This is a genomic window from Pseudanabaena sp. FACHB-1998, assembly GCF_014696355.1.
GTDB lineage: Bacteria > Cyanobacteriota > Cyanobacteriia > Pseudanabaenales > Pseudanabaenaceae > Pseudanabaena.
Map to the genome: position 1 here is coordinate 290,943 of NZ_JACJQA010000003.1, position 26,901 is coordinate 317,843.

The following is a 26,901-nucleotide window of genomic DNA, read 5'->3' on the forward strand; positions in this document are numbered from 1 at the left end:
AAAATCTCTTACTCCCCTTCTCCCAGAAAGGGAGAAGGGGTTGGGGGATGAGGGCAAGTTAGATTGGGCGAATCTCCCATAGCCTATGATGCGGAATTTTTAGTTAACTTGGCTAAGCCTTCGCCCAGAATGGCAAATAATAATAAGGCTCCTTGGATAATTCCCGAAAGGGAAGAATCTAGGCTTAAGGATAGCGGTAATTCCAGACTGCCGACATTGAGCGAACTAAATAGAAAGGCGATCGGCAAAATTAAAAATGGATTGTAATTAACCAGCATCACCACCAAGAGAGCAAGAAATCCCAAATTACTGGAAATATTGGGAATCAAGCGATGGAATACGGCTACTACTTGCAAAGATCCTGCAATTCCTGCAAAAGCACCACAGATCGCAAAACTACTCAACATTTGGGCGATCGCAGGAATCCCCAAAACATAGGCGGCGCGTAAGTTATTACCCACTGCTTTGAGCTTCAGCCCGAAATAAGTTGCCTTAATAATTACCGTCGTGAAGATCAGCGCAACAATGGCGATCGCCAAAGCGATCGGGCTAAATTCCGTATTGCCAAAATTGGGCAGTGATAACGCATCACTAAAAGGTTCTGTGCCACTCATGGAGGCTACACCCGATCTTTTCCAAGGACCAAAAACTAGATAGAGCGCTAGCCCTTGCGTCGTAAAATTCATGCCTAGCCCTGCAAAAATTTCGCTGACCTTACCATATATATTAAGGAATCCCGCTAAAATCCCCCACAAAGCGCCGCCTAGAATGCCCGCTAATATTGCTAAGGTAATCGCGATCGCTGGTGAAAATCCTTCAGGAATCGCTCTTAACAAAAAAGTGGCGGCGATACCACCTGCGGTAATCTGTCCTTCAATGCCGAGGTTATAAAGCCCTGCGGTGAAGGTAAAAATCAAGCCACAGGCGGCAAGTAATAATGGACAAAGGGTGGAAATTACTCGCGCAAAGCGATCGCTACTGCCAAAGGCTCCATTCCACATCCCCGCCGCTACTTGAACTGGTGAGGCGCTAGATAGCCAAATCACCACCGCAATAAATAATAGGGCGATCGCAAAAGCCCCGATCCGAAAATAAGTAATTTTAGGAATCTTGGAGATTTTGGAGATCATTGGCAAACTATTCAAACTTCCCTCCGATCGCTTGTCCTAGCCTATCTACACTCAGATTTTTTGCATCCATCGGTTGCGATACCTTGCCGCCACTAAATACCAAAATGCGATCGCTATATTGCAAAATCTCATCTAAATCAGAAGAGATAAAGAAAATCATCATACCCTTTTCGCAACGCTCCATCATTTGTTTCCAAATCCATAGGGAAGACTCAATATCTAATCCCCTTGTCGGTTGTTCCATTAACAGCAAATTTAAATAATCAGGCAATAAAGAAATTTGGGTACGTTGCTGATTACCACCCGATAGCCGCTCCACCTTAGACGCAGGCTTACCACGAATGTTAAACTTCTCAATCGCTTGATGCGTAACTTGGCGCGTCTCACTCCAATTAATAAATATACCTGATTGCGAAATAGAACTAGCTTGGCGGAGCATAAAATGCTCTTGAATCGAGAGTCCCCGAATTAAGCCATCCTGCAAGCGATCGGCAGGCAAATAGGCGATTCCTGCTTTGAGAAATTGCCGATAGGGTCGGTGAGTCATATCTAAATCACCGATGCGAATTGTGCCAGTTTTGGGCTTCAGCAATCCCGCACAGGCGAGTAAAAGTAACTGCTGCCCATTCCCTTCTAAACCCGCCAGTCCAATGATTTCTCCAGACTTCACCGTTAACTTATCGAGCTGCAAACTTAGGCGATCGCCTTCAATAAGCAAATCATGAATACTTAAGGCAATTTCTGACTCCTCTAATTTACCCTCATGCTTTGCAGGAAGTGCCATTTCGCGCCCAAACATCATATCTACCAAAGACGCAGCTAACTCTGCGGAATCCCTTCCTTTTATCTCAGATTCTCCTACGACTTCGCCCTGACGCATCACCATCAGGCGATCGCATAGTTCCTCTACATCCTCTAATTTATGGGACACAAAAATAATTGACTTGCCTTCAGAAGCTAATTGCTTCACCGCTTTAAATAAAGCCGTTTTTTGAGAAGCGGAAATACCCGTAGTTGGCTCATCCAGAATTAAGGTTTGCACCCCCAGCGATAATAAGCGCAAAATTTCTAGCTGTTGCCGTTCGCCGACAGTGAGATTTTCGAGGCGATCGCTAGGATGCAAATCAAAGCCAAAAGCTGCGGCAAGTTGTTGCAGTTCTCGCGTTAGCTGTTGGCGATTAATTTGGTTGGCTTTTTTTACTGGATTTCGGCGCTCTTGTTTAGCCTGTTGCTTTGCTAAGATACTCCGCCCTGCCATGAAATTATCGAGTACTGAGAGGGAAGGAAAGTCCAAAGGATCTTGGTGTAACATCCCAATACCCGCACAAATGGCATCCGCAGGAGTTTTAATCTCAACCTCAGTTCCATTTAATAGAATTCTGCCACTATCCTTGGTAATGAAACCACTCAGGATTTTAGAGAGAGTGCTTTTGCCAGCACCATTTTCGCCTAAAATCCCGTAAACACTTCCTGCCTCAACGGTCATTGAGATATCGTGATTAGCGCGGACATTACCAAAGGATTTAGAGATGTGGCAGAGTTCAACTTTCATGGTTATTTGGTAGCGCCTTCAATACCTTGTAAGAGTTGGGTGAAGTACCAAATCTGTTGTGGGGTAGCCGTTTCACCTTCTTTAAGGAAAGGAGTCCCATCTTGATAATTGAGAGGTCCTTTATAAAGATTAATTGTGCGATCGCCCAATCCCTTAATAAATTCCGTAAGGATCTTATCATTCTCAGGAGTCAAAGCCTTACCCTTCTCAAAGCCCACGGCGGAAGTGTCAGGATTATTTAAATCTTTCCAATTTGGCTCTGCGGAGATAAATTCACCAGTAAATTTACCTTCCTTCACTTTTTTGATCTGATCGAGATAGGCGGGACCCCAGTTGTAGTAGGGAACGCCAACACAAATGTCAGGAGCAAGATTACAACCTGTTTTGAGATCGTAATGCACAAACTTAACCTTCTTACCAGCCTCAGCAGCTTTCTTGCCTTGAACCGAAACTTCGGGAGTATCAATCCCTGACATGACCACATCAAAACCATTGTTATAGAAGTCATCAGCCACCTTGGTCGGATCAAGGGTCTGTCCCGGAATATTGAACCAGAAACCAATCCAAACCACTTTGAACTTCAAATCTTCAGGATTTTTCTTGCGATAGGTTTGCCAGCAGTACTTAGCCCCTAAATAGCTAGCAGAAGCCAATCGGCGCGTTTCATCGTTAATTAAGGGGCCCACATAGCCAATTTTGCCCAATTCAGAACTGAGCGCCGCCGAGCAACCCGCAATCATTTTGCCATACTCGATCTGAGGCATCACATTGCCTAGATTTTTTTGATTTTTAAAATTCTTTCCTTCTTTCCATGCGTAATCACCACTGGAATGAATGACCGAAACATTGGGATGTTTTTTTGCTGTTTCTAATGCATCATCCTTAAAGTCATCGGAATTGAAAATTATGAGCTTTGCACCCTTAGCAATCAAGTCATCAGCCACCTGTGAAGCCTTCACATTAGGGCGATCGCCGGGGTTAACCTTATCCACATAATCAAACTGAATTCCCGTTTGCTTTTCCATTACATACTTAGTTGCTTCGTAATGCGCCTGATTCCAACCAGAGTCATTCTTAGGACCCACCAAGATCATTGCGGATTTAAACTCTTTAGAAGCATCGGCACTTACCGAAGGTGCGGCAGAAGGCGTTGTAGGGGTCGGACTGTTACAAGCACCAGCCATAATTCCTACTAAAGCCGCAGTCCACAAATATTTAGTGGAAACTATAGAAGCAATTCTATTGATTATTTTTCCCATGGATTATTTTAATTAGATTTTTAGATCCTGACAAAAGAAGACTGAGTTTAGATAATACTTTGATTACACCAAGTTTAATGCTAATTTCGTAAGGTGTAGGTACACTTTACGAAACTGGAAGTAAGGCTCCCGCAGATTTTTACTTTTTATATCTAATGGCGCTTTGCTCCTGCATCACTGCCTATAAACTGTTGTAAAAAGCATTTGATTATACTTTTTTCATTTAAGGCGATCGCTTTAGGAGCAAAGGTATTAAAGATTACATTCCGAAAGGCTTCAAGGAAGAGAATTAGGTTGATTTATGGGACAATTCTCTTTTTGAGTTTTACAATCTTGTGCGGAGAAATATTTTTAAAAGCGGCGATTTGCGCCGCTTTTAAAAATATTTCTGGATTTTAGTTAAGCGCAAAGCGCTGTAGTAGGTAGACGTTAGATTTTATTTATGAGATTCTCAATTCTTTATTCATTTAGACGATGTCCCTATGCAATTCGCGCCAGAATGGCGTTAGCCTATGCTGGTATAGCCTATGAATTGCGGGAGATTACTCTCAAAAACAAGCCAAAGGAAATGTTGGAAATTTCTCCTAAAGGAACAACTCCTGTAATGCAAGTATTTGAGAATTTTGATCAGGAGGGGGCGGCGTTTAAGGTTTTAGAAGAAAGTTTAGATATTATGCAGTGGGCGATTCAACATAATGATCCTGAGAACTGGAAGGATTTGTCCGCTACTTCCTTAGAAGTTACCCAGAGGCTTATTAATTCTAACGATCGCGAATTTAAGCAAGCCCTCGATCGCTACAAATATCCCAATCGCTACCCAGAGCGATCGCAAGAATCCTATCGGCCACAGGCGGCGGAGTTTTTACAGGTTCTAGAATCCCAACTTCAGGGAAATAATAATTTCTTGCCTAACTTCTCAAATAATTTTCTGGTAAGCGATCGTCAAACCTTAGCTGATGTTGCCATATTTCCGTTTGTGAGGCAGTTTGCCTATGTGGATATCAATTGGTTCCTTGCGAGTCCCTATCCTCATTTGCAACAGTGGCTAAAATGGCATGAGGAGAGCCAGCTTTTTGAACTTGTCATGCAAAAATTTCCCGTATGGACTCCCGATCAAGAATCGCCAATATTGTTAGGACATAAACACCAAATATTGTGAGGTCGATAGGACAACCCCAAAACCAAGGATTAGCTGTGCGGCGCTTCGTGCCACACAGCTAATCCTTGGGTGGAAAGAGCGTAGGCATCACGATTTAACGTAATTGGTTAGAGCGATGATAGTCGTAATCAGTTGAACGATAGATAGACTGGTGTTGCTGTTGATAGAAGAGCTCTTCAATCCAGATGCGTACTTCTTCTTCAGAACCAAAGGTTGCTGAGCGATTGGTATTAGGGTCATAGACGCGCCAGTAGGGCTTACCCGAACGGGCTTGGAGTTGCCAGACCTTTATTTCAGATTGGGAAGTAAAATATTCAGCTATTTTTTGTCCTAGTCTTTTGAGAGATTCCATGAGGCTATAATTCTGTGGTAGAGGCGTTTCATTATTGAGATTGAGTGCTTGAGGTTCCAATGGAGATGAAGTTAAGGGCGTATTCATGGCGGTTAGTGAAGTAGTTTGTTGTGAATAACCAAATAGTAGAGTAATCGCATTTTCTTCACATCACCCGTCTCGACTCAGTAGATTGGTTTATCCGATTGGTTCATCCAATCGGATAAACCAATCGGATAAACCAAGTGGATGAATCAATCGGATGAACCAATCGATAAAAAATTACCTGCGATCGCGGGAATTGCGAAAAGCCTAATATCCATGATGCTAATCACAACCCAAATTAAACTTTCTATCAACATTGGAGATACATATTGGAGATACCTATATGCAGAATGTCGCAACTCCCGATCCGCTGATCTTTAGACAAGCAAATCCCAGAACTTCATCGATCAGGAAAGCTAAACACAATCAAAACAACGAGCTTGAAATATGCTTAATAACCTTTGTGCGTAGAGCCTTAGACGCAACAACCAAAGGTGATTACTCGATCTATACATCACTGTCAATCCTTGATCATGCATGGACTGCCCAAAAGTTAATATGGAGTCTGCGCGAACATCAGGACTAGGATTATCAAGGCATAAGCTCAGAAATCACAGGAATTGATATGAGGTTGATTCGCCCTTTTCAACGATTTATTAAAAGATTGACTTTGCCAAGCCAAATCAACAGCGTATCCTCTGAATTTTTGGCATGGCGACAGCAATTTTTTATCGAGCGACTTCAATTACTTGCTTGGGTAGTTTGGATCGTTTTAATTTTGGTGACGCTTTTAAACCTGACGGTGGTAATTCCTAGCCTGAATGGCACTGGCGATCCCAAGCTCATGTTTAGCTATGCAAGGACACAAAATTATTTGGAACGTGCGCTTAGCCAAGTAATTTGTTTTTCAATAGGTCTATTAATTTGCCGATCACCTTGGATTCATCGAGCGCCAGTCAAAGTGTTTTTGATATTTAATGCACTGGTTCTTTTGCCTTCCCAAATTCAAGCCGCCTTGTATGGTGGAATTAGTCTGGATAGTGAGGTTTGGTTAATTTTCTATCCCTTGCAAGCATTCCTAATTCCTGTCCATTGGCGTTTGCAAGTGCTTTGTCAGGCTGTGCCTTTGGTATATTTTCTGATTGGCTTTATTTTCGGTTTACGAGATCCCTTTATCAGTCTATTACCGCCCTATGTCGTTACAGGGCTGTATACCCTCGTAATTTGTGCAGTTGCGGATGCGGGAGCTTTTCTATTCGAGCGATCGCGTAAGCGTGAAATGGAACTCAGACAGCAGTTACGTGCTTTTATCCATGCCGTATCCCACGATTTACGCAATCCTGTCTTAGGTGCGGTGATGACCCTCAAAAGCTTTCTAAAACCATCAGAATCAATGGCAATGATTCCACAGGAATTATTAGAACAAATGATTGACAGTGGCGAACGTCAGGTTGAGTTAGTGAATACGCTTTTAGAAACCCATAATACTGAGTTACGGGGAATTGTGATTCATCCACAATCTATTTTATTACATGAATTAGTGGCAAGTATTCTCCAAGATTTTCAGCCCTTTTTTCAGCAGCATAAAACTTCTATTAATAATGTTATCCCCCCTAATCTGCCCTCGATTTATGTTGATTCTCTCCAATTTCGGCGCGTCTACGAAAACTTAATTTCTAATGCGCTGAAATATAATCGCACAGGATTACAAATAACCCTAGATGCGGAAACCTTTGCAAGTAAACGGCAAACTAAAAAGTTGTTAGGTAAATCTAAAAACTCAGAAACAATAACTTGGATGCGTTGCACCGTCAGTGATAACGGTGTCGGTATTCCTCCCGAACAATGCGATCGCCTCTTTGATTTATACAGTCGTGGTCGTGACCAAAGGCGATCGCTCAGTCTTGGTTTAGGACTGTATATGTGTCGTCAGATTATCTGCGCCCACGGTGGTGAAATTGGGGTCATCAGTAGCCCCGAAAAAGGTTCGACATTTTGGTTCACCGTTCCCATTGTCCAAAATTAGGATAGGCATTGCTTTGCGCCGCCTATCCTCTGTCTAAAAATTACAAATAACTACCATGAATATCCATTCAACTAATCATCAATCCATCCATTCTGCTACCCATAGAAATATTCGACTCGCACTATTTTGGGCAGTCTTAGGCGGATTCGGAACCCTCGCAGGATTTCCCTATATTTTGTCACTCATCCCCCCATCGGCAACTCCACCCGTTCCCTTACCAATTTTGGCGATCGCTGGTGCGATTCAGTCGGGAGTATTAATGTTCTTTTTAAGCTGGATCGGTTTGCGTTTAGGGCGATCGCTTGGACTAGATACTCCCTTTGCTCGCGCCTTGGTCTATGGCGCAAAATTACCCAGAGTCTCAAAAGCAGGACTAAGACTATCTCTAGTTAGTGGCCTTCTCGGCGGCGCAATTTTAGTGATTCTTGCTTTATTGTTTCAGCCTCTCATGCCCCAGACATCTGTATCTACTTCCTTAAATATCGATCTCTGGAAACGATTGCTAGCAGCTTTCTATGGCGGAATTACGGAAGAGATTCTCCTACGCTTATTTTTAATGACTCTGATTACTTGGGTACTTTGGAAAAGTGGCTTGAGAACGAAAAATCATCCTGCAAAATTAGCTTTCTGGATCGCGATCGCGGCGGCGGCTTTAATCTTTGCGATCGCCCATTTACCAGTTGCCGTAACCATCTGGACATTAACCCCGATTGTGATTATCCGCACGATTTTACTCAATTCTTTGCTAGGTGTTGCCTTTGGCTATCTCTACTGGCGTTGGGGATTGGAATATGCAATTTTCTCTCACTTTCTCGCTGGGCTAGTTTTACATGGTATCGGTGGATAATTATGTATGGTAGGCGATCGCTGTCAATGTTACAGAGAGGTTATAGAAAATGGCTGGCGCTCTCAATCATAATGGTTAGCTAGGTTTGTGAGAGGGCGTTGATATCTCTCTATTCGCTTTGCTGATAAATGCGGATACGTCCACGCTGAATTATCCAGAGATTGCCTGTGATGTTCTCACGCTGTAATCCTCCAATTAGAGTTTGAATAGCATCGGTCAAATCATCTATTGTTGCTCTATTCGGAAGTCTTAACACAGCAATTCCTTTGTATTCAGATGGAACATATTGTAGAGGGTTGCTAAAGTCTAGGTCTAGAGTCACAAGACAGCGATCTTCTGCCTGACATACTGTGATGACCGTTGGATCGGATGCTGATGTTAGTCCTTGTTCGAGTACTGTAGAGACATCATGACCTGCTTGTTTTGGTTGATTGATTCCTCTTTGACCGATATTCTCGTCTAGTTTAAATTTCATGCTGATTGCTCAATGGGAATATCAATATAGCGATCGCTCGACATGGCGGCTCCATAGGCAATGCAAGCATAAATGTCTTCTGGTTGCAGTTGGGGATATTCTTCTAGTAGTTCAGGGATGCTAGTGCCACTGGCTAGAAAGTCGAGAATTAGAGATACCCAAATGCGATGTCCGCGAATACAGGGTTTTCCAAAACAAATATTAGGATTAATCGAGATTCGATTTAGAAGTTCTTTTTGTTTCATAACTTTAGTTTTTGGTTATCCTACACATCAAACGCGATCGCCATGATGATCATCCTCTTATCGTAATTTTATTTTATTCGTAGTTAGCCAGAATACGGCGAATTTCTGCGGCTGGGATATTTGACTGCTCAGATTTTGAGTAAATCGTAACTAAAATCACCGATGTGGCTGTTTTGACGTAGTAAATGACTCTGTAACCTGCGCTTTTACCTTTTTTGTTGTCTCGATTCTTAATCCGCAATTTGAAAACTGTATAGCCAATGTTAGTAATTTGATCGCCTTGAAAGTTTCCTGCTTGCAGATCGTCAAGAATCGGTTGCAAATCTGCGCGAATGTTCCGATACTTTTTCGATAAATCGCGAAGTTTATTTTTAAACTCTTCTGAAAATTTAAGTTCAACTAATGGATCAATCGACATCAATCCCTTCCCATAGTTCTGAAATTGGCTTGGTTCTGCCATTCATTACGTCATCCCAACCACGCCGAAAACTTTCTATCGCAGGTTCGAGTTCCTGTGAGGTTTCTTGTGGGGTTAAGTTTTGAGTTTTTCGTTGAGTTACGGCAATATCTCGATCTAATAGTTCTCGTAGTTTGATTTTCTCGCGCAGTTCCAGAGAACTCATCATTTCTATGAGAGCTTTAAAAGGAAGAGATAAATTTACTTTTACTTGTGTACGTTTCATGTTTAGTTTAGATCCTCATTTTTGTATTTATGATTTTTTATTGCAATTTTACACTTCCAGAAGGATCTCAAGTGTTTACTAGCAATATATATTACCCTGTGTAAATCGCTATTTTGATTTTCGGCAGATTAAGGGCGATCGCCTCTCACCAAACCCAAACAAAACCCAATAATCGAGTTGGTACTAAAGATCGCTCTTGCTTGAGGATGCTAATTTAGGATGGGCGATCGCTGTCAATGTTACAGAAAATTGTTGTCGCTCTAAATTAGAAGGTTGAGATAAAGTTTAGCGCGATCGCTCTTTGAGTCGAGTTTGATGTAGTTGCTGTTTTAGATTTCAGAAAAGTACTCCCTTTCACCAGCTAGGCTGAAAATGCTAACATAATCTCAGTTATTCATTACTAATTAGCTTGGCATTACCTCTTTAACAATACTTTCTACTTTAATCAAAAATTTCTATTTTGATTTTTGGAACAATAGAACCAGAACCAAAACACCAGCTCTCTCCTGTTTTAGTATGTGATTGAGCCTCAATAGCACGCATCAATTCTAATGAGGCTTTATTCTTCTGTTCTAAATCAAACGCAATATGCTCACTTCCATTTCGTATTACTTCTTCATTAATATAATATATTTTTATATTATTTATATCGTAACCAATTGCATCAAGAGTCTTTAAATAAAAAGTACAGTTTAAGTCGTACTCCATGTTAATTAATATATCAAGAATTAAAGGAATCGCATTTCTAGCTGGCAAGCCTATTTTACCTACTGCAATAATTGCAGACTTACAAATTTCGTTGTCAGAGTCTCTAATTAACTCAATAATAGAAGACACTACTTCTATAGCATCTATACCAATTTCTGAAAGCGCCCAAGCAGATTTTCTTCGGATTAACTGTCTTTCATCTTTAAGTAAATTCGCAATAGGTATAACTGCTTTAGCTCCGATATTTACTAAAGTATCCCAAGCCTCAATATTTCCTTCATTTTGAGATTTTATTAATTCAATAAGTTGTGGAATAGCTATTTGTGAGTCTTCTCCAAACTTAGACAGAGAATTAACTGCTAAAGGTTTAAAATGATCAACTGGAGAAGATAATAATGAGAGAGAGACTTGAATATCATTCTTACGTTTTATATAATCAATATTCTGAAGTTCTATAAGGACATCTTGTGCTGCTTGAAAGCGCTCTAATGGATCAATTGCTAACAAATTTTTGATAATTGAATAGGTGTTATCTGAAATATATTGCTTGCCAGATTCTATCCAAGATTCATCAAACAAAGTTTGTAGATCTTCTGGTGACATTCCAGTTAGTAGATGAAGACATGTAGCTCCAAGAGAATATAGGTCACTAGAAAAAGAAGAATAATTATCTGGAGATTGATAACCTTTAGTACCATCTGGGAAGCTATAGGGTTGTTGAATATCACATTTGTGATTGCTATTTTTAACAATTTGCTCGGCTGTACTTCCATCCATTCTCTTAGAAATACCAAAATCAAGCAGCAGCAGCTTACCACTATTTTCTTGCCTCATAACATTAGATGGCTTGATATCTTTATGAATAATACCTTTTTTATGAACAAAATCTAATATAGGTAATATTTCAGAAAGCAAGTCTAAAATTTGTGTTTCACTAAATTTGCCGTTAGATTGCAATTCATCTTCAAGATTTTGACCTTGAATTAGTTCTTGCACCATACAATCTTGGTCATCGATATAAGCAAGCAAGTTTGGTGTCTGTGAGTATTTTTCAAGTTGTAAAAGGATTCTTGCTTCTTCCTTAAATAAATTTCTTAAATCTTTTTTATCTTGGAAATAAGTATATACAAACTGTTTTACAACACATTTTTCATCAAACCTTAAATGGTCTTTAGCTAGAAAAGTTTCGCCAATCCCCCCTGATTTTAATTCCTCAATGATTTCATATCGATTGCTTAATAAGCTACCAATTTCTAAATTCATGATTTCAAACTTAAATAGATTTACATTAATTGTACTTATTGATCCAATAAATTTTTACTCAGTTAGATAAACCTTGTATTAAATTGCAAAAACTCTGACCTGCTTGTTATTTTTGTTGTGTTTTTTGTAAAGATTGCACGATCACCTTAGTCAAACTACCAAAAAATACTAATCAAGTTTGCATCAACAATATTTTGATCACAACTCAAAAGAGCTACCTGATTTCCTTGCCCCTCTACCACCATAGCCGTTGATACAATCTGGCGATCATGCATCTCATTGATAGAAATGAGTTCCACACTTTTCTCAATTACATCAGCATCAAGTGGATAGATAGAAAGTCGTTTATCTTGTTTCACTACCTTTAACAAAGCATCAACAGAAGGAATCGATGTCTTGCCACGACTCACAATCCATACCGACTCAGCCAAAGCGATCGCAGGTAAAATCAATTCACTACTTGAATCCGCAATAATTTCTTTAGCAGTCACCCCTAAACGAGAATTACCTTCCAAAAACCAAATTAAAGCGTGGGTATCAAGAATATATTTCATAATTGTTAGAATCAAGCCCACCCAAGAGCATCGTCAATATCACCATTAAACTCAGCATCTCTAAAATCAGCTTCAGTCGATTGTTGAGAACCTGAAAACATCCCAAACGACATAAACTGACTAGCTCGATTAACTGATTCAGGCTTAAAGAAAGTCACAAAAACTTGACTCTCCGTAATATCTTGGGGAATTTCTGCTAACTCGACTTTACCGTTCCGATATATTCCTTGGATTGTCTGTAACATAATCGTTTGCGCTGGTTAATTTGAGCGATCGCCAATCAAGTGTAGCACTACAACATTTTAGTGAATATTCATAGCGATTAGCATAACATCGGTAGCAGTTAGCTCACTAATCCCGATCGCAATGCTAGAACCGCCGCTTGCACGCGATCGTTGACCAACAACTTATTCATAATGCCGCGTACATAGGTCTTTACCGTATGCTCACTCAAATATAAAGCCTTTGCAATTTCAGGATTACTATAACCTTCGACGATTAAACGTAATACTTCCATTTCTCTTTCTGAGAGCGTTCCCTGTGGAATTGGTGGTATGTTTTTTGATATAGGCGTGGCAATCTTAACCTGATCCACCACCAACTGGGCAATTTGAGCATCCAAATATGTCGCTCCCTCATGTACTACAGCGATCGCCTGCGTTAACTGATCCACACTTGTACCCTTAACGCAGTAACCATCCGCACCACTAGATAGCGCCGCAAACACCTCTGTCCGTTCCGTATGCGATGTCAGCATGATCACCTTCATCTGGGGCAGCGCTTGCTTAATCTGTTGGGTTGCAGCGATCCCGTCTAAGTGAGGCATTCCCACATCCATCAACACCACATCGGGAAGCAGACTCGTGGCAGATTCGATTCCACCATAGCCATCCTCAGCAATACCAACTATTTCAAACTGAGAATTAGCTCCCAACAAATGCTTTAAACCTACCCGCACCATCGGATCATCTTCGACAACTAGCAGTTTAATTTTTATCGGGTTTAATGTTGATTGTTCACTCATATTGCTAGTTTGTGATGGTTAGGCGATCGCATAAGAACATAGCTAAAACCTGCTCCCCATGCTGGGCGTACGCCACAGGCTTTGGGATTTTAGATTTAATTGAACCCAGATACTTATTAAGTATCATGACCTGACGAAGAGCATTAAATTTGCTAACGTCTAAACTCATTGGAAGAACTTAGCTAAATCAAATTTTACTCAAAAATACCATTTATTAATCATACTCCTTTCCCAGTCAAGAAATAGCGGTGCGTGGCTTTGCCACGCACCGCTATTTCTTGGGTTTATATGTATATTTCTTTGGTGAGAAGGGAGTAAAGATTTGATGGAGAGCATCTCACTTTGGAACGTTTGACAAAGGCAAGGGGCTTAAGTCCCTTATCTAGGCTTGGCAAAATCGTGACCGCGCCAAACCCTAAGCGATGTAATTGCTGCGCTAAGCGCTGTAGAATAACTTGATGAATATGGAGCGAATATTTATGAAACCCCTTGCCCTTTTGAGTGTTTCTGACAAAACAGGACTACTCGACCTTGCCCGTGAATTATCAACCACTTACCAATATCAATTAATCAGTAGTGGCGGAACTGCTAAGGCACTCAAGGCGGCAGAGCTTGAAGTTACTAAGGTTTCGGACTATACTGGCGCACCCGAAATTTTAGGTGGCAGGGTAAAAACCTTGCATCCGCGCATTCATGGCGGCATCTTGGCTCGCCTTGATTTACCCGAACATCAGCAAGATTTGTCTGACAATGAGATTCAACCAATTCGGATTGTAGTTGTGAATCTCTATCCCTTTGAAGAGACGATCGCCAAGCCTAATGTTACTCTAGAAGATGCGATCGAAAATATAGACATTGGGGGACCCACCTTAATTCGAGCCTCAGCGAAGAACTATAAACATGTTGCGGTCTTATCTAGTCCTAGCCAATATGCAGAATTTCTAGAGGAACTAAAAGCGAACAATGGTGAAACGACTTTAGAGTTCCGCAAAAAATTAGCGATCGCCGCTTTTAGACATACCCAAGCCTATGACACAGCGATCGCTAAGTATCTAAGTGGCGATTTAGAAAATAGCTTGCCAAGCAATTTGGAAACAGAAATCCTTAATACGGAAGAGAAATTATCCAATACAATTTCTTCCTCCTATACCTTGTTATGCAATAATCCTAAGCCTTTGCGCTATGGCGAAAATCCCCATCAACCCGCCACATGGTATCAAGTCGGAGCAATTCCGAAAGGCTGGTCAGCCGCGCAGCAATTGCAAGGGAAAGAACTCAGCTTTAACAACTTGCTCGACCTAGAGGCGGCGCGTAGTATTGTGGCAGAATTTAGCGATGAGCTAGCCTGTGCCGTGATCATCAAGCATAACAATCCCTGTGGTGTAGCGATCGCGCCGACCATTGCGGAAGCCTATCAAAAAGCCTTTGATGCCGATTCTACTTCGGCTTTTGGTGGTATTGTGGCGCTCAATCGTCCCATTGACGAAGAGACAGCCAAGCTTCTCAATAAAACCTTTTTGGAATGTGTGGTTGCGCCTGCATGTGTGCCAAGTGTCACAGAGATTCTAGCGAAAAAGCAAAATCTGAGAGTTTTAGTACTATCGGACTTCAAGCATGGTTCGCAAGAGACCGTCAAAACCATTGCTGGAGGGATGTTGGTGCAAAAATCTGATGATGAGCCAGTTCAGTCTGATGCATGGCAAGTGGTCACCCAAAAGCAACCGACCCCAGAGCAGTTGCAAGAACTTCTCTTTGCTTGGAAGATTTGCCGTCATGTGAAGTCCAATGCGATCGCCATTACCAAAGATCTCACAACCCTCGGCGTTGGCGCGGGGCAAATGAATCGAGTGGGTTCGATCAAAATTGCCTTGGAGCAAGCAGGCGAAAAGGTTCAGGGCGCTTGTCTCGCCAGTGATGGCTTCTTTCCCTTTGATGACTCGGTGCGGACGGCCGCAGCAGCAGGGATTACCGCGATCGTTCAACCTGGGGGAAGTATGCGTGATGCTGATTCAATCAAGGCTGCCGATGAACTTGGTTTAGTGATGGTGTTAACAGGCGTGCGCCATTTCTTACATTAAACTTGCCTAAAAAAAGGCGGCGCAATGCGCCGCCTTTTTTTTGTGGGATTACTCCGCAATTAAAAGAAAGCGAATGTTTTCCATATTGCTCTCATTTCGCAAAGCTTGAATTTGGGTGGCAATCTTAGTGCTGGCGATAATTACATCGGGCTGAGAGGCGATCGCATGGCTTCGCAGATCATCGATGGGTGAAATTGTTGAAGGTAGAAAGCCTTGATTTTGTAGCATATCCGTGAGGATTCCAATCGACACAAAGTTCTCATCAACGATTAAAACCTTTTTGCCTTTGCTAGTTTTGCTAGACAACAAAAGCTCCACTTCACGCATTAAAATCACCATATCAAGGGGCTTAGTCACATAGCTATCAATTCCCAAATGTAAGCCCTTTTCCTTATCATCGAGTACAGAGACGATAATAATGGGAATGTCTAAAGTCGCAGGATCGGACTTAAGAATGGCGGCAACATCATAGCCATTGATGCCATGCATGACGATATCAAGGGTGATTAAATCAGGGCGACTTTCCCGCACCTTCCCGATCGCATCCTGCCCATTATCCGCTTCTCTGACCTCATACCCCTTCGCTTCTAGCTCCTGTCTCAGCAAATTCCGAATGCTAGGATCATCATCAATTACGAGGATATTTTTAGGAGTCTTCCTATCGATCTGAATATCAGTATTTAGATCTAACTGAGCTTCATGGATAATTCTCTTTTTAAGCTGTTCAATGAGAATATCAAAGTTAATGGAAGGAATGTCATTTTGGGGTTGGGCAGCCTTAGCGATCGGGATACTAAAGGAGAAGATGCTACCCTTGCCGATTTCGCTCTCCACCCAGATCTTACCACCATGATGCTCGACAATTTCTCTGGAAATCGGCAAGCCCAGCCCCGTACCCTGTGGCTTGTCGGTGAGGGTGTCGCCCACCTGCTTAAACTTCTCAAATACCTTGGGCTGATCCGATTCCGAGATCCCTACGCCTTGGTCTATTACACTCACCACGATTGTTTGCTCTTGTCTTTGCACGCGACAAGTAACACTACCGCGTTCCGTAAACTTGACGGCATTCGAGATGAGATTAATCACCACTTGGATTAAGCGATCGCGATCGCCAAGGATATTGGGTAAATTCTCCTCAATTTCTCGAATAGGATTTAATCCTTTCTGCTCAAATAGTGCCGAGGTGGCGGCAAAGGCTCGATCAATCACTTCATTAATTGTCAAGCTATCCATATTCCATTGCATCTTGCCAGCTTCAATCTTGGCAACATCCAAAACCTCATTAATTAATTTTGTAAGTCTAGTTCCTTCAGAAACAATAATTTCAATATTTTCGGCAACTTGACGGACACTGCGTTTCACCTTCTTATCTTCTGTTTGAATGAGAGGAAAGATTGATTCGTCTAGTTTTTTCTGAATGAGCTTAGCAAATCCTAAAACCGAAGTAAGTGGCGTTCTTAATTCATGGGATACCGTGGAGATAAAGTCTGTCTTCATGCGATCTACTTCTTTCTCCGCCGTAACATCGCGAATTAAGATCACAGTGCCTAAATAATTGGTGCTTAATTCAGCCTCTTCATCAAGATTAACTTCCCTAAAAATAGAAGTTGCGACCGCTTTACCTGTACGGCGATCGGGCAAGTTAAACTCCGCACTAAAGACCTGTTTGGGATTTTCTCTAGTGCTAGTGACTAGATTTGCAATCTCCTCGGCTTTAAAAATCTCGCTATAGCTAGTCGCATTGGCTAAAGTCTTACTACTTACGCCAATCATCCCCGCGATCGCAGGGTTAAATTGAGTAATCCGATCTGCGCCATCGACCACCAACAAGCCATCCACCATGTTATCGATAATGGCTTTAATTTCACTGGTGCGCTGCTCAACCTTCTGCTCCAGAGTGCGGCTGTAGTCAGCCAACTGCTCACCCGAAGCCTTTAGCTGCATCGTCATTTGATTAAACGCCAGAGCCAGAATCCCAATTTCATCCTTAGTTAAAATTGGTGCTTGAGCATTCAGGTTGCCTCCTGAGACTTGGTTTGCAGCATCAGCAATCACCAGAATTGGCTGGGTAATCCGTCGGGCTAGCAAATACACAGCAACCAGCAAAATACCTGCGGAACTAAGTCCAATCAGCAAGATGTCTCGCGCTAACCGATTTGCAGGTTCAAAAGCTTCATCCTGATTGATTTCCGATAGAATAGCTAAGTTTTGACTGGTTGACCAACGGAAAACGCCCACTACAGGCACACCTGCATAGTTAGTGTATAGCCCATAACCATCCTGCTTCGCAAGCGCAAGGTCAATACCTTCACTTCTCACTTCAGCGATTTCTTTTTTATCGGTTTTTGCCTCTGTTTTCGTGTCTGTTTTGCTATCCCCTTTAGTATCAGCTTTATTTTTATTCTCTTCCCTAGAAATGAATACGCTCTTTTTGCCAGCACGACCGACTAAATAAGTAGCACTAGTTTTACCTAAGCCAGTCCGTTCACGAATGAGGTTATCGATGTCTTGGAGCGCTAAGTTAACGGAAATCGCTCCCATTCTCGTGTCTTCGCGATCAAATACGGGAGTAGCAAAAGTAATCTGCGCTCTTCCTGTGGCAGGTGACAAATAGAAATTAGGAACAACGGTATTCGCACTTTGCAACGTAAAGAAAGTTGTGGGATCGCCTAAAGGTCGAAACTTGCCAGCCAGATTATCTCCTTCACTAGAAAAAACGACGAAACCTCCATTAGTAGTGGCGATAAAGCTCGTTAAGTTAGGTTTGGTGGCAATTACTTCCGATAAAAATTTGTTCAAACGGGCATAGGCGGCGATGGATTCAGGGGTTTTGGGAGTATTAGTTAAGAGGGTGGTTAGCTCTTCTCTGACGTTAGGTAACTGGGTTAGTAAAATGACATCTTTGCGTTGATTGCTAACCCATTCATTCAGTTGATATTCCTTAAGAGATGTGGCTACCTTTAAACGGTCAATTACGGAAACTTGCAGAGCATCACGCGATCGCACATAGGCGGAGAAAGCCACAATACTTACCGTTACCGTAGACAGTATTGAGAAGTAAGTAACTAGTTGAAGTAGTAGGCTTTTTCCCCAGAAATTCATTTTTAACCTCTAGTTTGTTTAATCCGTTAACTCTAAGAACGATCTTCACAACCATCTTTAAGTTGTTGCGATCATCCTAACTCGACTTTTAATATTAGTTTAGATATTACTCAATCGCGTTAATTTAGGACGATTAATATCTAAGCCGCCATCTATTTCCAATTGGAAAATATTTCTGTAATTTGCGTGATCGCTTTATTGGCCGCTTGGTCAGGTGCAACTTGATCTTTAACAATACTTAAAATTGCTTTAGCCCAAATGTTGCGCTCTAAAACCACACTATAGGCAGGATTAATGGCTTCATAGGAAGGACGGGTTGGCGTTTTTAGTAATTGGTTGATTGCTGAGGCAAAATGCGGATCTGGTTCCTTCCAAAAGGGATCTTCTAAAAGTTGCGGCATCACAGGGATCATTCTACCTTTACTCCCTTCACGAATAAACTTACCTAAAACCTCTGGCTTTAGTAAATATTTTAGAAAGCTTTTAGCGGCTTCTTTATTTTTTGATTTTTGAAAAATCACGACTTGCTTAATACCTAAAATTGACTTCAAATCAGAGCCATCAGGACGATTTGGCAAATCGGCTGTCACAATTTTACTAAAATACAAATCACGAGAAGATTCGTTATATTTATTCTTAGCTAGCTTTTGGGTTAGAGGAATCGAGAGGGTGCTGTTAACAGTCATCACTGATTGCGATTCCAAAAAACTAATATTATTTCCAGAATCAGACCATTCAATTGCTTTGGGAGGGACATATCCACCTTTGTATAGTTCAGTATATTTACTTAGGGCTTGAACTACTTTTCCTTTATTAGCGGCTTCATCTAAAATCAGCTTGCCATTATCGTCCAAGATCTTGACATCATAGGCTTCTAGAAATTCTTCAAACCCTAAAAAAGTATCTGTACCAATATCCGACATAGGGATCGCCATGCCATATTGAGAAGTTCCGCCCCTTTTTGTTCTTATATTTTGCTGAACTGTTTGCCAAAACTGCCAATATTTATCCCAATCTTTGGGAATATCACTATCTTTAAATCCTGCTTCTTCTAAGAGATTGCGCCAATAAAAGACATGCACAGTTTGTTGCCCAATCGGAGCGGCATAATAATGCCGTTGATTAATGGTTCCATTTTGGTAATTAACAGTTTGCAGAGCTACAGGTTGATAGGAACTTTTAATTGGCTCAATTACATCGGATATATCAGCTAGTTCATTTTTCCAAGCTAGTTTTGGGAAAAGGTTAGTATCTCCCGTTGTGCTGTAGAGAAAGTCAGGGGGATTACCTGAGTCTACAGCCTTAACTACTTCCGAATCCAAAAGATTAGCTGGTATCAAGCTTAAAGAAGCCTTGAGTCCACTTTCTTTTTGCCAACCCTCGACCAATTGAGCAACTAGCGTGTTCTCTTCGGTCAGAAAACCTTGTGGCCACCAGATGCGAAATTCTTCTGAGTCGGAGGAGTTTCCATTGCTGGTAGTGATATTACTGTTATTAGAGGCGCTACATGTAATCAGCCCAAAGGTGATGAGAAATATGATGAGCCAATTGCCTATCCGCTTATACATTTTTACTTGCCTTTCTGATTACCTTTGGAGGATGTTGTAATTAGAACTAGTGAATCTGATTTCTCGGTGAAGAGAGCCACTCCCTTACTTTTTGAAGCCTAGTAACACTTTTTGAATATAGTGGGAATTGACTAGGAATACTAGAGCAAATCATATAACTTTAGATAGTGCGCGGAGGCTGGGCATACATAAGCTCGGTCGAATGGATTTGCTGGAAGCATCCAGATAAGACGAGGTCTCGGTGATCCAAATGCTCGGAATTTTTGCTTTGTTTGCCATAAGGATGTCGGAAGCTAACATATCACCAATTATGAGACAGTCTTTGTAAGCAATCTGTAATTTTTGGGTGATAATGTCTAACATAATTGTATTGGGTTTTCCGATTTCCACATCAGCATTACGCGCAATGGCTGACTCGATCGCCCCGACCATTGCGCCACACCCCGGCATAAGCCGATCGCCTTCCACAGGAAAATTGGCATCTCGATTACAGATGATCAATTTAACGTTACGGACTAAGGCTCTAAGCGCGATCGCGATCGCTTCATAGTCAAACTTCGGGTCAAGCCCCACTAACACGGCTCCACAATCATCTGGCTCTGCTAGTTTTAGCCCTTGGCTTACTACTTCAGCCTTTAGAGCCTCAGTCCCAATTACTAGCACTCCTTGATTTTGGTCAAGTTGATGTTGAGCGATGTAGCTGGCGGATGCCTGAGCCGCCGTCAAAATCTCTTGGCGATCGCAAGCTACACCTAAACTATTAAGCTTGCTCAAAATCGCATCGGTGGAACTAGCAGAATTATTAGTTAAAAAGACAATTTTTTTATCTAGTTGTCGAAATTTGGTGATCGCTTCATCCGCCCCTTTAATCACTTGCTTACCCTTATAGACCACCCCATCTAAATCGATCACAAAGCAGGATTTCTCTCTTAGCAAATCCTGAATGTTAAGCCCTGTATCTTCGTCTAAGTATTGGTCATAATCCATAAGCGATCGCGTCCTTAAATATTACAGAAAGTTACCAATAAGTAAAACTAAAGCACAAAAGACCGTAGCCATTTTGTGCTTTTAAAGTCCTTACTAGTTTGGAATGTTTAATCTTTTCTCGATCATGGCAATCCGAGCATCATCTTCCGAGAAAATCTTACCGTAGTAATTTTTCTTATTCTTCAACCAGAGTAACTCAAACTCAATGGCTTTACTAAATGCCACAGGGGGATTTTCTAAAGCTTCAGGACAACTAAAAAGCACTTTGCGAGTTTCATAACGATCCAAATGACCCGCAGGAAAAGCGCGTAAAAATGGCAAAGAATTAGCCGTAATTGCACCGCCAACTACGACTTTTAGCCCCAGTTGTTTTGCTTTAGCAGCTATTTGTAAAGACAAGTCCAGAATAGTCTGATTATGATCAATAGAACTGCGATCTAAACCTAAGGAACCAGATAGATCTACTCGTCCAATGACAATCCCATTTAAAGAACTGATTTCAGGGATTTCAAGCATTTTATCAAAGTTATTACAGGCAGTAATAGTTTCGATATTCACGAAAAATTCTACATTCTGATCTGCTAAATGATTTTTCGTAGAATTGATAAATTTCTGTAAGGCGTAACCTGACTCTACCATGGGCGCAATAATTCTTTCAGCGCCTAACTTAGCCACGTCAAAAAGATCTCTAATGGCTTCACAGCCACCAATTTTTAGATTAAAACTCAATCCCGATCTCAAAGCAATTTCTTTAAGGCGCATAGCTTCATCTATACGAGTTCCTTCTGCTTCAAATTCAGCCTTCACTCCCGTTACATAATACCTTTCCTTCATTTCTGAAAGAAGTTCTACCATGCGATTTTCTAGAGAATTCATTGATTAAATCACCATCTATTTCAATCTTGAATTTGCCTTATATAAAGTTCTCTTCCGCAGGTTATGGGATAGAGTGATTTATATTTTCGTTTTAATAATTAAGTAGCTCGGCATAATTAAAAACCCAGAATCAAAACCTGTGGCGCACGCTGCGCGTGCGCCACAGGTTTGGGGATTTTATATTTAATTTCGCTTAGCTACTTAACGCCAATTTTTTGGGTAAGTAACATTTAGCAACCGATAAATCCCAAAATCAGCAAAGAACAGATGTACTCTACTAAATACAGAATTACTATATGATCCTTTGAAAATTCTTACATAGTAATAAAGAAGAAAAAATCAGCATTTTATTGTGTATACCTTCTAAAAAAGCACATTTTAGATGCTTAGGATACCAATTTTAGTGTTTTTGCTTAATTTTATAAAGTTAAGCGAAAATGAAGCCCCTAGCTGCTGCTTATATTGTCACGTTAACACAGCAAATTATGAAAAACTTTTTTCAAGTAATTTTATCGCGCTCCAACCAAAATCCAAAGATTTTTGGAAAGTGTTGGTTTGTAACACTTTCCAAAAATCTTTTGTGGTTCACTTAATCAAAAATTGCTGTAAATGTCTATCCCTATGCCTTGTGTAATCAACAGCAGTATTCTCGCGTATTGTTGTTTCGCATTTCTAGGCTTACAATTTCAATCATGTATCTTGACTTAAATTTTCATGGAACTTAGCCTAGATAATCCATTAATTAATCTCTATACCAGACTCATTGGATGGGTAATGGCAGGATTTATTTTAGGTAAGTTTATAATACCCAAGGGTTTTACTGGCTATCTTAGTAAGTTTTTGTTTTTCGTGGGAGCACCCTTTAGTGTGGTTGCCTTCATGCGAAAAACTTCGTTGTCTGGTTATATGGCGATCGCCCCTGTTTCCGCTTGGACGGCTTTGTTAGTAGGGGCGGGACTTGCTTGGATTTGGATTGATTTGGGTCTATCTGACGAACGCTTAAAAAGTATTTCTAGGGGATTAGCCGTCAAGGAAAGTCAAGAGCATGAGCGCGTAGATTATATAGACAATGGAAAACTCGTTCTCACTAGTAATTGGAGTAGACCCACACAGGGAAGTTTCCTATTGGCGATGATGGTCGGCAATACTAGCTTTTTAGGCTTTCCCGTTATTTTGACTCTAGTGGGAGCCGAATATTTTGCTTGGGGACTATTTTACGATTTGAGTATTTCCATTGGCGTGCAGATTTTTGGGGTTGCTCTCGCCGCTTATTATGGCTCTGCTGAAAGAATTAAAGGATGGGTGGGGCCAGTGATGACGGTTATCAAAAATCCGTCATTATGGGCTTTTGTGATTGGTGCTTATATTAAAACCTTGACTTTACCTACTTTTGTGGATCAGCTTTTTCAATCAGGAGCTTGGTTTGTAATTAATTCTTTCTTGATTTTGATAGGTTTACAACTGAGCAGACTTACATCATTAAAGAATCTCAAACAGGGGCTAACTTGCCTATCTATTAAGATGTTGCTGACTCCTTTGGTTGTGGGAACTGGATTAATGTTTTTTGGTGTTACTGGTCCCCCTCGATTATTACTAGTTTTGTTAATGGGAATGCCTCCTGCCTTTGTAACTACTCTATATGCGGAGCGATATGGACTCGATCGCGATTTAGCAATTACTACGGTGGCGCTAGGTTCGGTCTTGATCTTATTTACGATTCCCCTATGGATGTGGTTATTTGGAATGTAAAAAAGGATGCACAAAGTGCATCCTTTTTTTGAATATTGATAAATGGCGACGCTAAGTCGCCATTTATCTTTTGGACTAGAAAGAGAAGGTTGTACGAAGTAGACCGACAGTGGCGGTTTGATTGGCGCTAAGCCCTTCAGGATTAAATACCCAATATACCCCGGGGGTAATGCTGATGTTCTTGGTGAGTTGATAGCGATAGAACAGTTCTAAATGATAGGGAGTAGCACTAGCATCATTTCGCTTGAGAGGTTGACCAAATAGAACAGCACCGTTGCTGCCTTCGGTGAAGAGATTCGGGAAGTTAAATCCAGCAATCCAAGTGGTAAAGGTTTGAGATGCACCTGCGGTAACTGTATCGACAAAAATCACTGTACCCGAAGTACTGAAGGTAATTGAGGGATTAATCCGCCATACCAAGTTACCTGATAGCAAATTGGATTTACTTGCTGAGCCTAGAGATTCGCCACTATTTACACCTGAAGTACTATTAATAAGTCCTGTATTAAGACTACCTGTAGGTAAGTAGGTGTTAGCGTAAGCGATCGATGTATCAAAGTTGCTAGCAATTTTGAAGAGGAATTGAGCAGCGATCGAAGTAGTTCCACCGAATAGACCGCCATCACCTGCGGCTGTAGCAGCACTGCCAGCACTATAGCCAACTTGCAGATTTACCTTGTCATCAAATTTGTAATCTACGCCGATGAGGGTGCTAGTACCACCAATGCGGAAGAAGGGATCGAAGCGTCCAAATCTGGAAATGGAGCCTTGACCACTGGAGGCAAAGGGGGTGATTTGGGTGAAGAAGTCATCGGGCGCGGCAATGGGACCAGCAAAGAAGGTAGCTTTACCGTCAAAGGCAGGAAAACGATAGAACAGCAAGTTCATATTTGCCACATTGGCAGTTGCGGCGTTTCCTGAAGCAAAACCAACTCTAGATGTATTCGTGCCGAGGGTGTTAGCAATTGTGCCAGCCGTCCCATTACCACCAATAAGCAGATTGCCAAATTCAAAACGGGTTCTCAGTAAGTCTTTGCCTGTAAAGCTAGTGTCAAATAGGAGACGAACGCGATCGCCAAAGATCACATTAGAGCGATCATTTGTTGGTCCACCAGATGCAGCAACTGCTCCAAAAATTGCTTCACCTCTTAACTTAGTGGTGGTGGAAAACTGTTGGGCTTCGAGCTTACTAACTTTGGCATCGAGAGCATCAACACGACCACGTAAAGTTGCTAGCTCCGAGGCAAATTCTTCTTGAAGTTTTTGCAGAGTTGCTAAATCTTCTTTGCTAACTTTGTCAGCTAGCCCTGCGGAAATAATTTCATTAATTTTGTCTAGACAAGCATTTAAACCTGCGGCGAACTCATAGCGGCTGGTTGCTTGGTTGCCGCGATATGTGCGATCGGGATAACCTGCAATACAACCGTAACGTTCAACTAGTGACTGTAGAGCCGTAAAAGCCCAATCTGTGGGCTTTACATCACTGAGTTGAGATACTGAGGTAACATTTTGTGCTGTTGTTTGCGTTTCTTGCTTTAATTCAATAGCCTTGTAGGGATCGCTATTCGTTAAAGATGGTGAGGTTTCAGCTTGGGCTAGACTGGGAAATAATGTGGCTGTCGATAGTAGAGAAAGACTAACTACAGCACTAAGTGAACTTTTGAGCTTAAACATCCTAAACTTATCCTCTTATACACCTAATTTATAAGCGTAAGTCTGTTAGCCTTACTTGTCAAAGGAATATTTGGCTGATATATCAATCTATGCTATGCGTGAAAAAAACTTGCCTCTATGGCTAGAGTTAGCAAAACAAGAAACACCTAAAGGAAAATTGCCTAGCTATATTCCTTTACTGGCTCAAGTTGATCCACAGGCGATCGCGATCGCTATACATCACCCACAAGCAAGTAAATCGGAAGCGGCTGGTGACATTACACTTACCTTTCCTTTAATGAGTGTAATTAAGCCATTTTTGTTGTTGTATTTATTAGAAACAATGGGTTTTGAGCAGGTTTTTCGCCTAGTCGATCGCCTGCCTAGCCAAGAAGCATTTAATGCGATCCCAGAGGGAAAGCCTCGTAATCCGATGTTAAATAGTGGGGCGATCGCGCTCTCATCCCTACTGGCATCTTCAAAGATTTTGCAAAATTGGCTAAATCATCGCTCAAATGCAAGTTTATACCTCGATCAAGCAATGCTCGATTCGGTCAGATCGGTGGTTAATCGGCGTAATTTGGCGATCGCGGATCGTTTGCAAGCATTAGGCTTAATTTCTAATCCTGAGCAAGCTCTAGCGGTTTACGAAGAAATTTGTTGTTTACGAGGCAATGTTGAAGATTTAGCCAAAATTGGAGTTTTGCTAGTAGATACACAGCGATCAGCATATATTCCGATAGTTTTAGAAATCATGACAAAATGTGGAATGTATGCTGCTTCTGAAGAATTTGCACAAGATATTGGTTTACCCTCTAAATCTAGTGTTAGTGGGGCAATTCTGTCAGTTGTGCCAGATGTGGCGGCGATCGCTTGCTATAGTCCCGCCCTTGATGCGATCGGCAATTCCGTCGGAAGCTTATTTTTAATCCATCAGTTAGTAGCGCAATCCTGAATGGTTTGTGAAAGCACACCCAAAAATCTACAAATGATAGGGTTGCGATAGATTCAGTGGCGATCGCTAGAAATTCAACCCCCAAAAAGCAATAGCGGCATTTCTTGTCGCCCTTGCTCTTTGGCAATTAGGCGCAATTAAAAACCAAAAGCTGTGGCGCACGCGCAGCGTGCGCCACAGCTTTTGGTTTGGTCTTGATTATTACGCCCAAATACTTATTACTATTTTTGGAATCGGTATTCTTAGCGATCGTGTATATACAGCTACCGTTATCCGATAAAATGAAAAACGCTAAAAAGTTTTTGGTTAACAAGTAGAGATTAAGTAAATGAGTACCTTTGAGCAAGTTCAAGAGATCGTTGCATCCCAATTAGGCGTTGATAAAGCCGAAGTTAAGCTTGAAGCTAGCTTTGCTAACGACCTTGGCGCTGACTCTCTCGATACCGTTGAACTAGTTATGGCTTTAGAAGAAAAATTCGGCGTTGAAATCCCCGACGAAGACGCAGAAAAAATTGCCACTGTTCAAGACGCAGTTAACTACATTGATGAGAAACAAGCTGCTTAAGCAACTGTTTTTAGTTAAAAGCTTTGTTGCTCAACGCAACAAGGCTTTTATTTTCTAGCCGAATCTT

Annotated in this window: 25 protein-coding genes; 8 read left to right on the forward strand and 17 right to left on the reverse strand. The window is 41.4% G+C overall.

Annotation, left to right across the window (positions count from 1 at the left end; genetic code table 11):
- Positions 1–83: 83 nt before the first annotated feature.
- Genes H6F42_RS01745 through H6F42_RS01755 form a run of 3 tightly spaced genes read right to left on the reverse strand, consistent with a single transcriptional unit; the run spans position 84 to position 3,941 of the window.
- The gene (locus H6F42_RS01745) at positions 84–1,145 is read right to left on the reverse strand and encodes an ABC transporter permease (protein ID WP_242018290.1); all 1,062 of its coding nucleotides are present in this window, start codon (positions 1,143–1,145) and stop codon (positions 84–86) included.
- The gene (locus H6F42_RS01750) at positions 1,138–2,682 is read right to left on the reverse strand and encodes an ATP-binding cassette domain-containing protein (protein ID WP_190397623.1); all 1,545 of its coding nucleotides are present in this window, start codon (positions 2,680–2,682) and stop codon (positions 1,138–1,140) included. The genes H6F42_RS01745 and H6F42_RS01750 overlap by 8 nt, the downstream gene beginning before the upstream one ends.
- Positions 2,683–2,684: 2 nt before the next feature.
- Positions 2,685–3,941, reverse strand: a complete 1,257-nt coding sequence (locus tag H6F42_RS01755) for a BMP family ABC transporter substrate-binding protein (protein WP_190397624.1) — start codon at positions 3,939–3,941, stop codon at positions 2,685–2,687.
- Positions 3,942–4,383: 442 nt separating this feature from the next.
- On the opposite strand from H6F42_RS01755, the gene H6F42_RS01760 reads away from it, so the two are divergent.
- Positions 4,384–5,100, forward strand: coding sequence for a glutathione S-transferase (locus H6F42_RS01760; protein ID WP_190397625.1), 717 nt, complete (start codon positions 4,384–4,386; stop codon positions 5,098–5,100).
- Between the two features lie 94 nt (positions 5,101–5,194).
- Here H6F42_RS01760 and H6F42_RS01765 read toward each other — a convergent pair whose 3' ends face one another.
- Positions 5,195–5,539: a hypothetical protein gene (locus H6F42_RS01765; RefSeq protein WP_190397626.1), complete on the reverse strand. Its 345-nt coding sequence runs from the start codon at positions 5,537–5,539 to the stop codon at positions 5,195–5,197.
- A 280-nt stretch (positions 5,540–5,819) separates the two neighbouring features.
- Between H6F42_RS01765 and H6F42_RS01770 the strand changes: the two genes are divergently transcribed.
- Genes H6F42_RS01770 through H6F42_RS01780 form a run of 3 tightly spaced genes read left to right on the forward strand, consistent with a single transcriptional unit; the run spans position 5,820 to position 8,349 of the window.
- Positions 5,820–6,062: a hypothetical protein gene (locus tag H6F42_RS01770; protein WP_190397627.1), complete on the forward strand. Its 243-nt coding sequence runs from the start codon at positions 5,820–5,822 to the stop codon at positions 6,060–6,062.
- Positions 6,063–6,101: 39 nt separating this feature from the next.
- Positions 6,102–7,502 carry an ATP-binding protein gene (locus H6F42_RS01775; RefSeq protein WP_190397628.1) on the forward strand — a complete coding sequence of 467 codons (1,401 nt, stop codon included), beginning with the start codon at positions 6,102–6,104 and terminating at the stop codon, positions 7,500–7,502.
- Positions 7,503–7,557: 55 nt separating this feature from the next.
- Positions 7,558–8,349 carry a CPBP family glutamic-type intramembrane protease gene (locus tag H6F42_RS01780; protein WP_190397629.1) on the forward strand — a complete coding sequence of 264 codons (792 nt, stop codon included), beginning with the start codon at positions 7,558–7,560 and terminating at the stop codon, positions 8,347–8,349.
- A 109-nt stretch (positions 8,350–8,458) separates the two neighbouring features.
- Here the strand turns inward: H6F42_RS01780 and H6F42_RS01785 are convergent, their stop codons facing one another.
- The 8 genes from H6F42_RS01785 to H6F42_RS01820 all read right to left on the reverse strand — a co-directional run bounded on the left by H6F42_RS01785 (position 8,459) and on the right by H6F42_RS01820 (position 13,301).
- Positions 8,459–8,824, reverse strand: coding sequence for a DUF5615 family PIN-like protein (locus tag H6F42_RS01785; RefSeq protein WP_190397630.1), 366 nt, complete (start codon positions 8,822–8,824; stop codon positions 8,459–8,461).
- Positions 8,821–9,069 (reverse strand): DUF433 domain-containing protein, encoded by a 249-nt coding sequence (locus tag H6F42_RS01790; RefSeq protein WP_190397631.1) that lies wholly within the window; start codon positions 9,067–9,069, stop codon positions 8,821–8,823. The genes H6F42_RS01785 and H6F42_RS01790 overlap by 4 nt, the downstream gene beginning before the upstream one ends.
- Positions 9,070–9,142: 73 nt before the next feature.
- Positions 9,143–9,487, reverse strand: coding sequence for a type II toxin-antitoxin system RelE/ParE family toxin (locus H6F42_RS01795; RefSeq protein WP_190397632.1), 345 nt, complete (start codon positions 9,485–9,487; stop codon positions 9,143–9,145).
- Positions 9,477–9,752, reverse strand: a complete 276-nt coding sequence (locus H6F42_RS01800) for a hypothetical protein (protein ID WP_190397633.1) — start codon at positions 9,750–9,752, stop codon at positions 9,477–9,479. The genes H6F42_RS01795 and H6F42_RS01800 overlap by 11 nt, the downstream gene beginning before the upstream one ends.
- A gap of 441 nt (positions 9,753–10,193) precedes the next feature.
- Positions 10,194–11,723 (reverse strand): protein kinase, encoded by a 1,530-nt coding sequence (locus tag H6F42_RS01805; RefSeq protein ID WP_190397634.1) that lies wholly within the window; start codon positions 11,721–11,723, stop codon positions 10,194–10,196.
- Between the two features lie 155 nt (positions 11,724–11,878).
- Positions 11,879–12,277, reverse strand: coding sequence for a PIN domain-containing protein (locus H6F42_RS01810; RefSeq protein WP_190397635.1), 399 nt, complete (start codon positions 12,275–12,277; stop codon positions 11,879–11,881).
- Between the two features lie 11 nt (positions 12,278–12,288).
- Complete coding sequence (locus H6F42_RS01815; protein ID WP_190397636.1) at positions 12,289–12,522, reverse strand: hypothetical protein; 234 nt, start codon at positions 12,520–12,522, stop codon at positions 12,289–12,291.
- Between the two features lie 98 nt (positions 12,523–12,620).
- Complete coding sequence (locus H6F42_RS01820; protein ID WP_190397637.1) at positions 12,621–13,301, reverse strand: response regulator transcription factor; 681 nt, start codon at positions 13,299–13,301, stop codon at positions 12,621–12,623.
- 479 nt (positions 13,302–13,780) lie between these two features.
- On the opposite strand from H6F42_RS01820, the gene purH reads away from it, so the two are divergent.
- Positions 13,781–15,379, forward strand: coding sequence for a bifunctional phosphoribosylaminoimidazolecarboxamide formyltransferase/IMP cyclohydrolase (gene purH / locus H6F42_RS01825; RefSeq protein WP_190397638.1), 1,599 nt, complete (start codon positions 13,781–13,783; stop codon positions 15,377–15,379).
- A gap of 48 nt (positions 15,380–15,427) precedes the next feature.
- Here purH and H6F42_RS01830 read toward each other — a convergent pair whose 3' ends face one another.
- The 4 genes from H6F42_RS01830 to H6F42_RS01845 form a co-directional block, all read right to left on the reverse strand.
- A complete protein-coding gene (locus H6F42_RS01830) occupies positions 15,428–18,481 on the reverse strand; it encodes an ATP-binding protein (RefSeq protein WP_190397639.1) in 3,054 nt (1,017 codons plus the stop codon).
- A 152-nt stretch (positions 18,482–18,633) separates the two neighbouring features.
- Positions 18,634–20,049 carry an ABC transporter substrate-binding protein gene (locus tag H6F42_RS01835; RefSeq protein ID WP_190397640.1) on the reverse strand — a complete coding sequence of 472 codons (1,416 nt, stop codon included), beginning with the start codon at positions 20,047–20,049 and terminating at the stop codon, positions 18,634–18,636.
- A 150-nt stretch (positions 20,050–20,199) separates the two neighbouring features.
- Positions 20,200–21,036: an HAD-IIA family hydrolase gene (locus H6F42_RS01840; RefSeq protein ID WP_190397641.1), complete on the reverse strand. Its 837-nt coding sequence runs from the start codon at positions 21,034–21,036 to the stop codon at positions 20,200–20,202.
- A 93-nt stretch (positions 21,037–21,129) separates the two neighbouring features.
- Entirely contained in the window at positions 21,130–21,912 is a 783-nt protein-coding gene (locus H6F42_RS01845) for an aldolase/citrate lyase family protein (protein ID WP_190397642.1), read from the reverse strand.
- A 714-nt stretch (positions 21,913–22,626) separates the two neighbouring features.
- Here H6F42_RS01845 and H6F42_RS01850 point away from each other — a divergent pair.
- Positions 22,627–23,661 (forward strand): AEC family transporter, encoded by a 1,035-nt coding sequence (locus tag H6F42_RS01850; protein ID WP_190397643.1) that lies wholly within the window; start codon positions 22,627–22,629, stop codon positions 23,659–23,661.
- Positions 23,662–23,736: 75 nt separating this feature from the next.
- Here H6F42_RS01850 and H6F42_RS01855 read toward each other — a convergent pair whose 3' ends face one another.
- Positions 23,737–25,335 (reverse strand): iron uptake porin, encoded by a 1,599-nt coding sequence (locus H6F42_RS01855; protein WP_190397644.1) that lies wholly within the window; start codon positions 25,333–25,335, stop codon positions 23,737–23,739.
- Between the two features lie 94 nt (positions 25,336–25,429).
- Between H6F42_RS01855 and H6F42_RS01860 the strand changes: the two genes are divergently transcribed.
- Entirely contained in the window at positions 25,430–26,269 is an 840-nt protein-coding gene (locus H6F42_RS01860) for a glutaminase (protein ID WP_190397645.1), read from the forward strand.
- A gap of 328 nt (positions 26,270–26,597) precedes the next feature.
- Positions 26,598–26,834 carry an acyl carrier protein gene (gene acpP / locus H6F42_RS01865; protein ID WP_190397646.1) on the forward strand — a complete coding sequence of 79 codons (237 nt, stop codon included), beginning with the start codon at positions 26,598–26,600 and terminating at the stop codon, positions 26,832–26,834.
- The last annotated feature ends 67 nt before the right edge of the window (positions 26,835–26,901 follow it).

Coding starts and splice junctions, on each gene's coding strand:
- H6F42_RS01750 (WP_190397623.1), bottom strand. CDS start 2,682: ATGAAAGTTGAACTCTGCCACATCTCTAAATCCTTTGGTAATGTCCGC.
- H6F42_RS01755 (WP_190397624.1), bottom strand. CDS start 3,941: ATGGGAAAAATAATCAATAGAATTGCTTCTATAGTTTCCACTAAATAT.
- H6F42_RS01760 (WP_190397625.1), top strand. CDS start 4,384: ATGAGATTCTCAATTCTTTATTCATTTAGACGATGTCCCTATGCAATT.
- H6F42_RS01765 (WP_190397626.1), bottom strand. CDS start 5,539: ATGAATACGCCCTTAACTTCATCTCCATTGGAACCTCAAGCACTCAAT.
- H6F42_RS01770 (WP_190397627.1), top strand. CDS start 5,820: ATGCAGAATGTCGCAACTCCCGATCCGCTGATCTTTAGACAAGCAAAT.
- H6F42_RS01775 (WP_190397628.1), top strand. CDS start 6,102: ATGAGGTTGATTCGCCCTTTTCAACGATTTATTAAAAGATTGACTTTG.
- H6F42_RS01780 (WP_190397629.1), top strand. CDS start 7,558: ATGAATATCCATTCAACTAATCATCAATCCATCCATTCTGCTACCCAT.
- H6F42_RS01785 (WP_190397630.1), bottom strand. CDS start 8,824: ATGAAATTTAAACTAGACGAGAATATCGGTCAAAGAGGAATCAATCAA.
- H6F42_RS01790 (WP_190397631.1), bottom strand. CDS start 9,069: ATGAAACAAAAAGAACTTCTAAATCGAATCTCGATTAATCCTAATATT.
- H6F42_RS01795 (WP_190397632.1), bottom strand. CDS start 9,487: ATGTCGATTGATCCATTAGTTGAACTTAAATTTTCAGAAGAGTTTAAA.
- H6F42_RS01800 (WP_190397633.1), bottom strand. CDS start 9,752: ATGAAACGTACACAAGTAAAAGTAAATTTATCTCTTCCTTTTAAAGCT.
- H6F42_RS01805 (WP_190397634.1), bottom strand. CDS start 11,723: ATGAATTTAGAAATTGGTAGCTTATTAAGCAATCGATATGAAATCATT.
- H6F42_RS01810 (WP_190397635.1), bottom strand. CDS start 12,277: ATGAAATATATTCTTGATACCCACGCTTTAATTTGGTTTTTGGAAGGT.
- H6F42_RS01815 (WP_190397636.1), bottom strand. CDS start 12,522: ATGTTACAGACAATCCAAGGAATATATCGGAACGGTAAAGTCGAGTTA.
- H6F42_RS01820 (WP_190397637.1), bottom strand. CDS start 13,301: ATGAGTGAACAATCAACATTAAACCCGATAAAAATTAAACTGCTAGTT.
- purH (WP_190397638.1), top strand. CDS start 13,781: ATGAAACCCCTTGCCCTTTTGAGTGTTTCTGACAAAACAGGACTACTC.
- H6F42_RS01830 (WP_190397639.1), bottom strand. CDS start 18,481: ATGAATTTCTGGGGAAAAAGCCTACTACTTCAACTAGTTACTTACTTC.
- H6F42_RS01835 (WP_190397640.1), bottom strand. CDS start 20,049: ATGTATAAGCGGATAGGCAATTGGCTCATCATATTTCTCATCACCTTT.
- H6F42_RS01840 (WP_190397641.1), bottom strand. CDS start 21,036: ATGGATTATGACCAATACTTAGACGAAGATACAGGGCTTAACATTCAG.
- H6F42_RS01845 (WP_190397642.1), bottom strand. CDS start 21,912: ATGAATTCTCTAGAAAATCGCATGGTAGAACTTCTTTCAGAAATGAAG.
- H6F42_RS01850 (WP_190397643.1), top strand. CDS start 22,627: ATGGAACTTAGCCTAGATAATCCATTAATTAATCTCTATACCAGACTC.
- H6F42_RS01855 (WP_190397644.1), bottom strand. CDS start 25,335: ATGTTTAAGCTCAAAAGTTCACTTAGTGCTGTAGTTAGTCTTTCTCTA.
- H6F42_RS01860 (WP_190397645.1), top strand. CDS start 25,430: ATGCGTGAAAAAAACTTGCCTCTATGGCTAGAGTTAGCAAAACAAGAA.
- acpP (WP_190397646.1), top strand. CDS start 26,598: ATGAGTACCTTTGAGCAAGTTCAAGAGATCGTTGCATCCCAATTAGGC.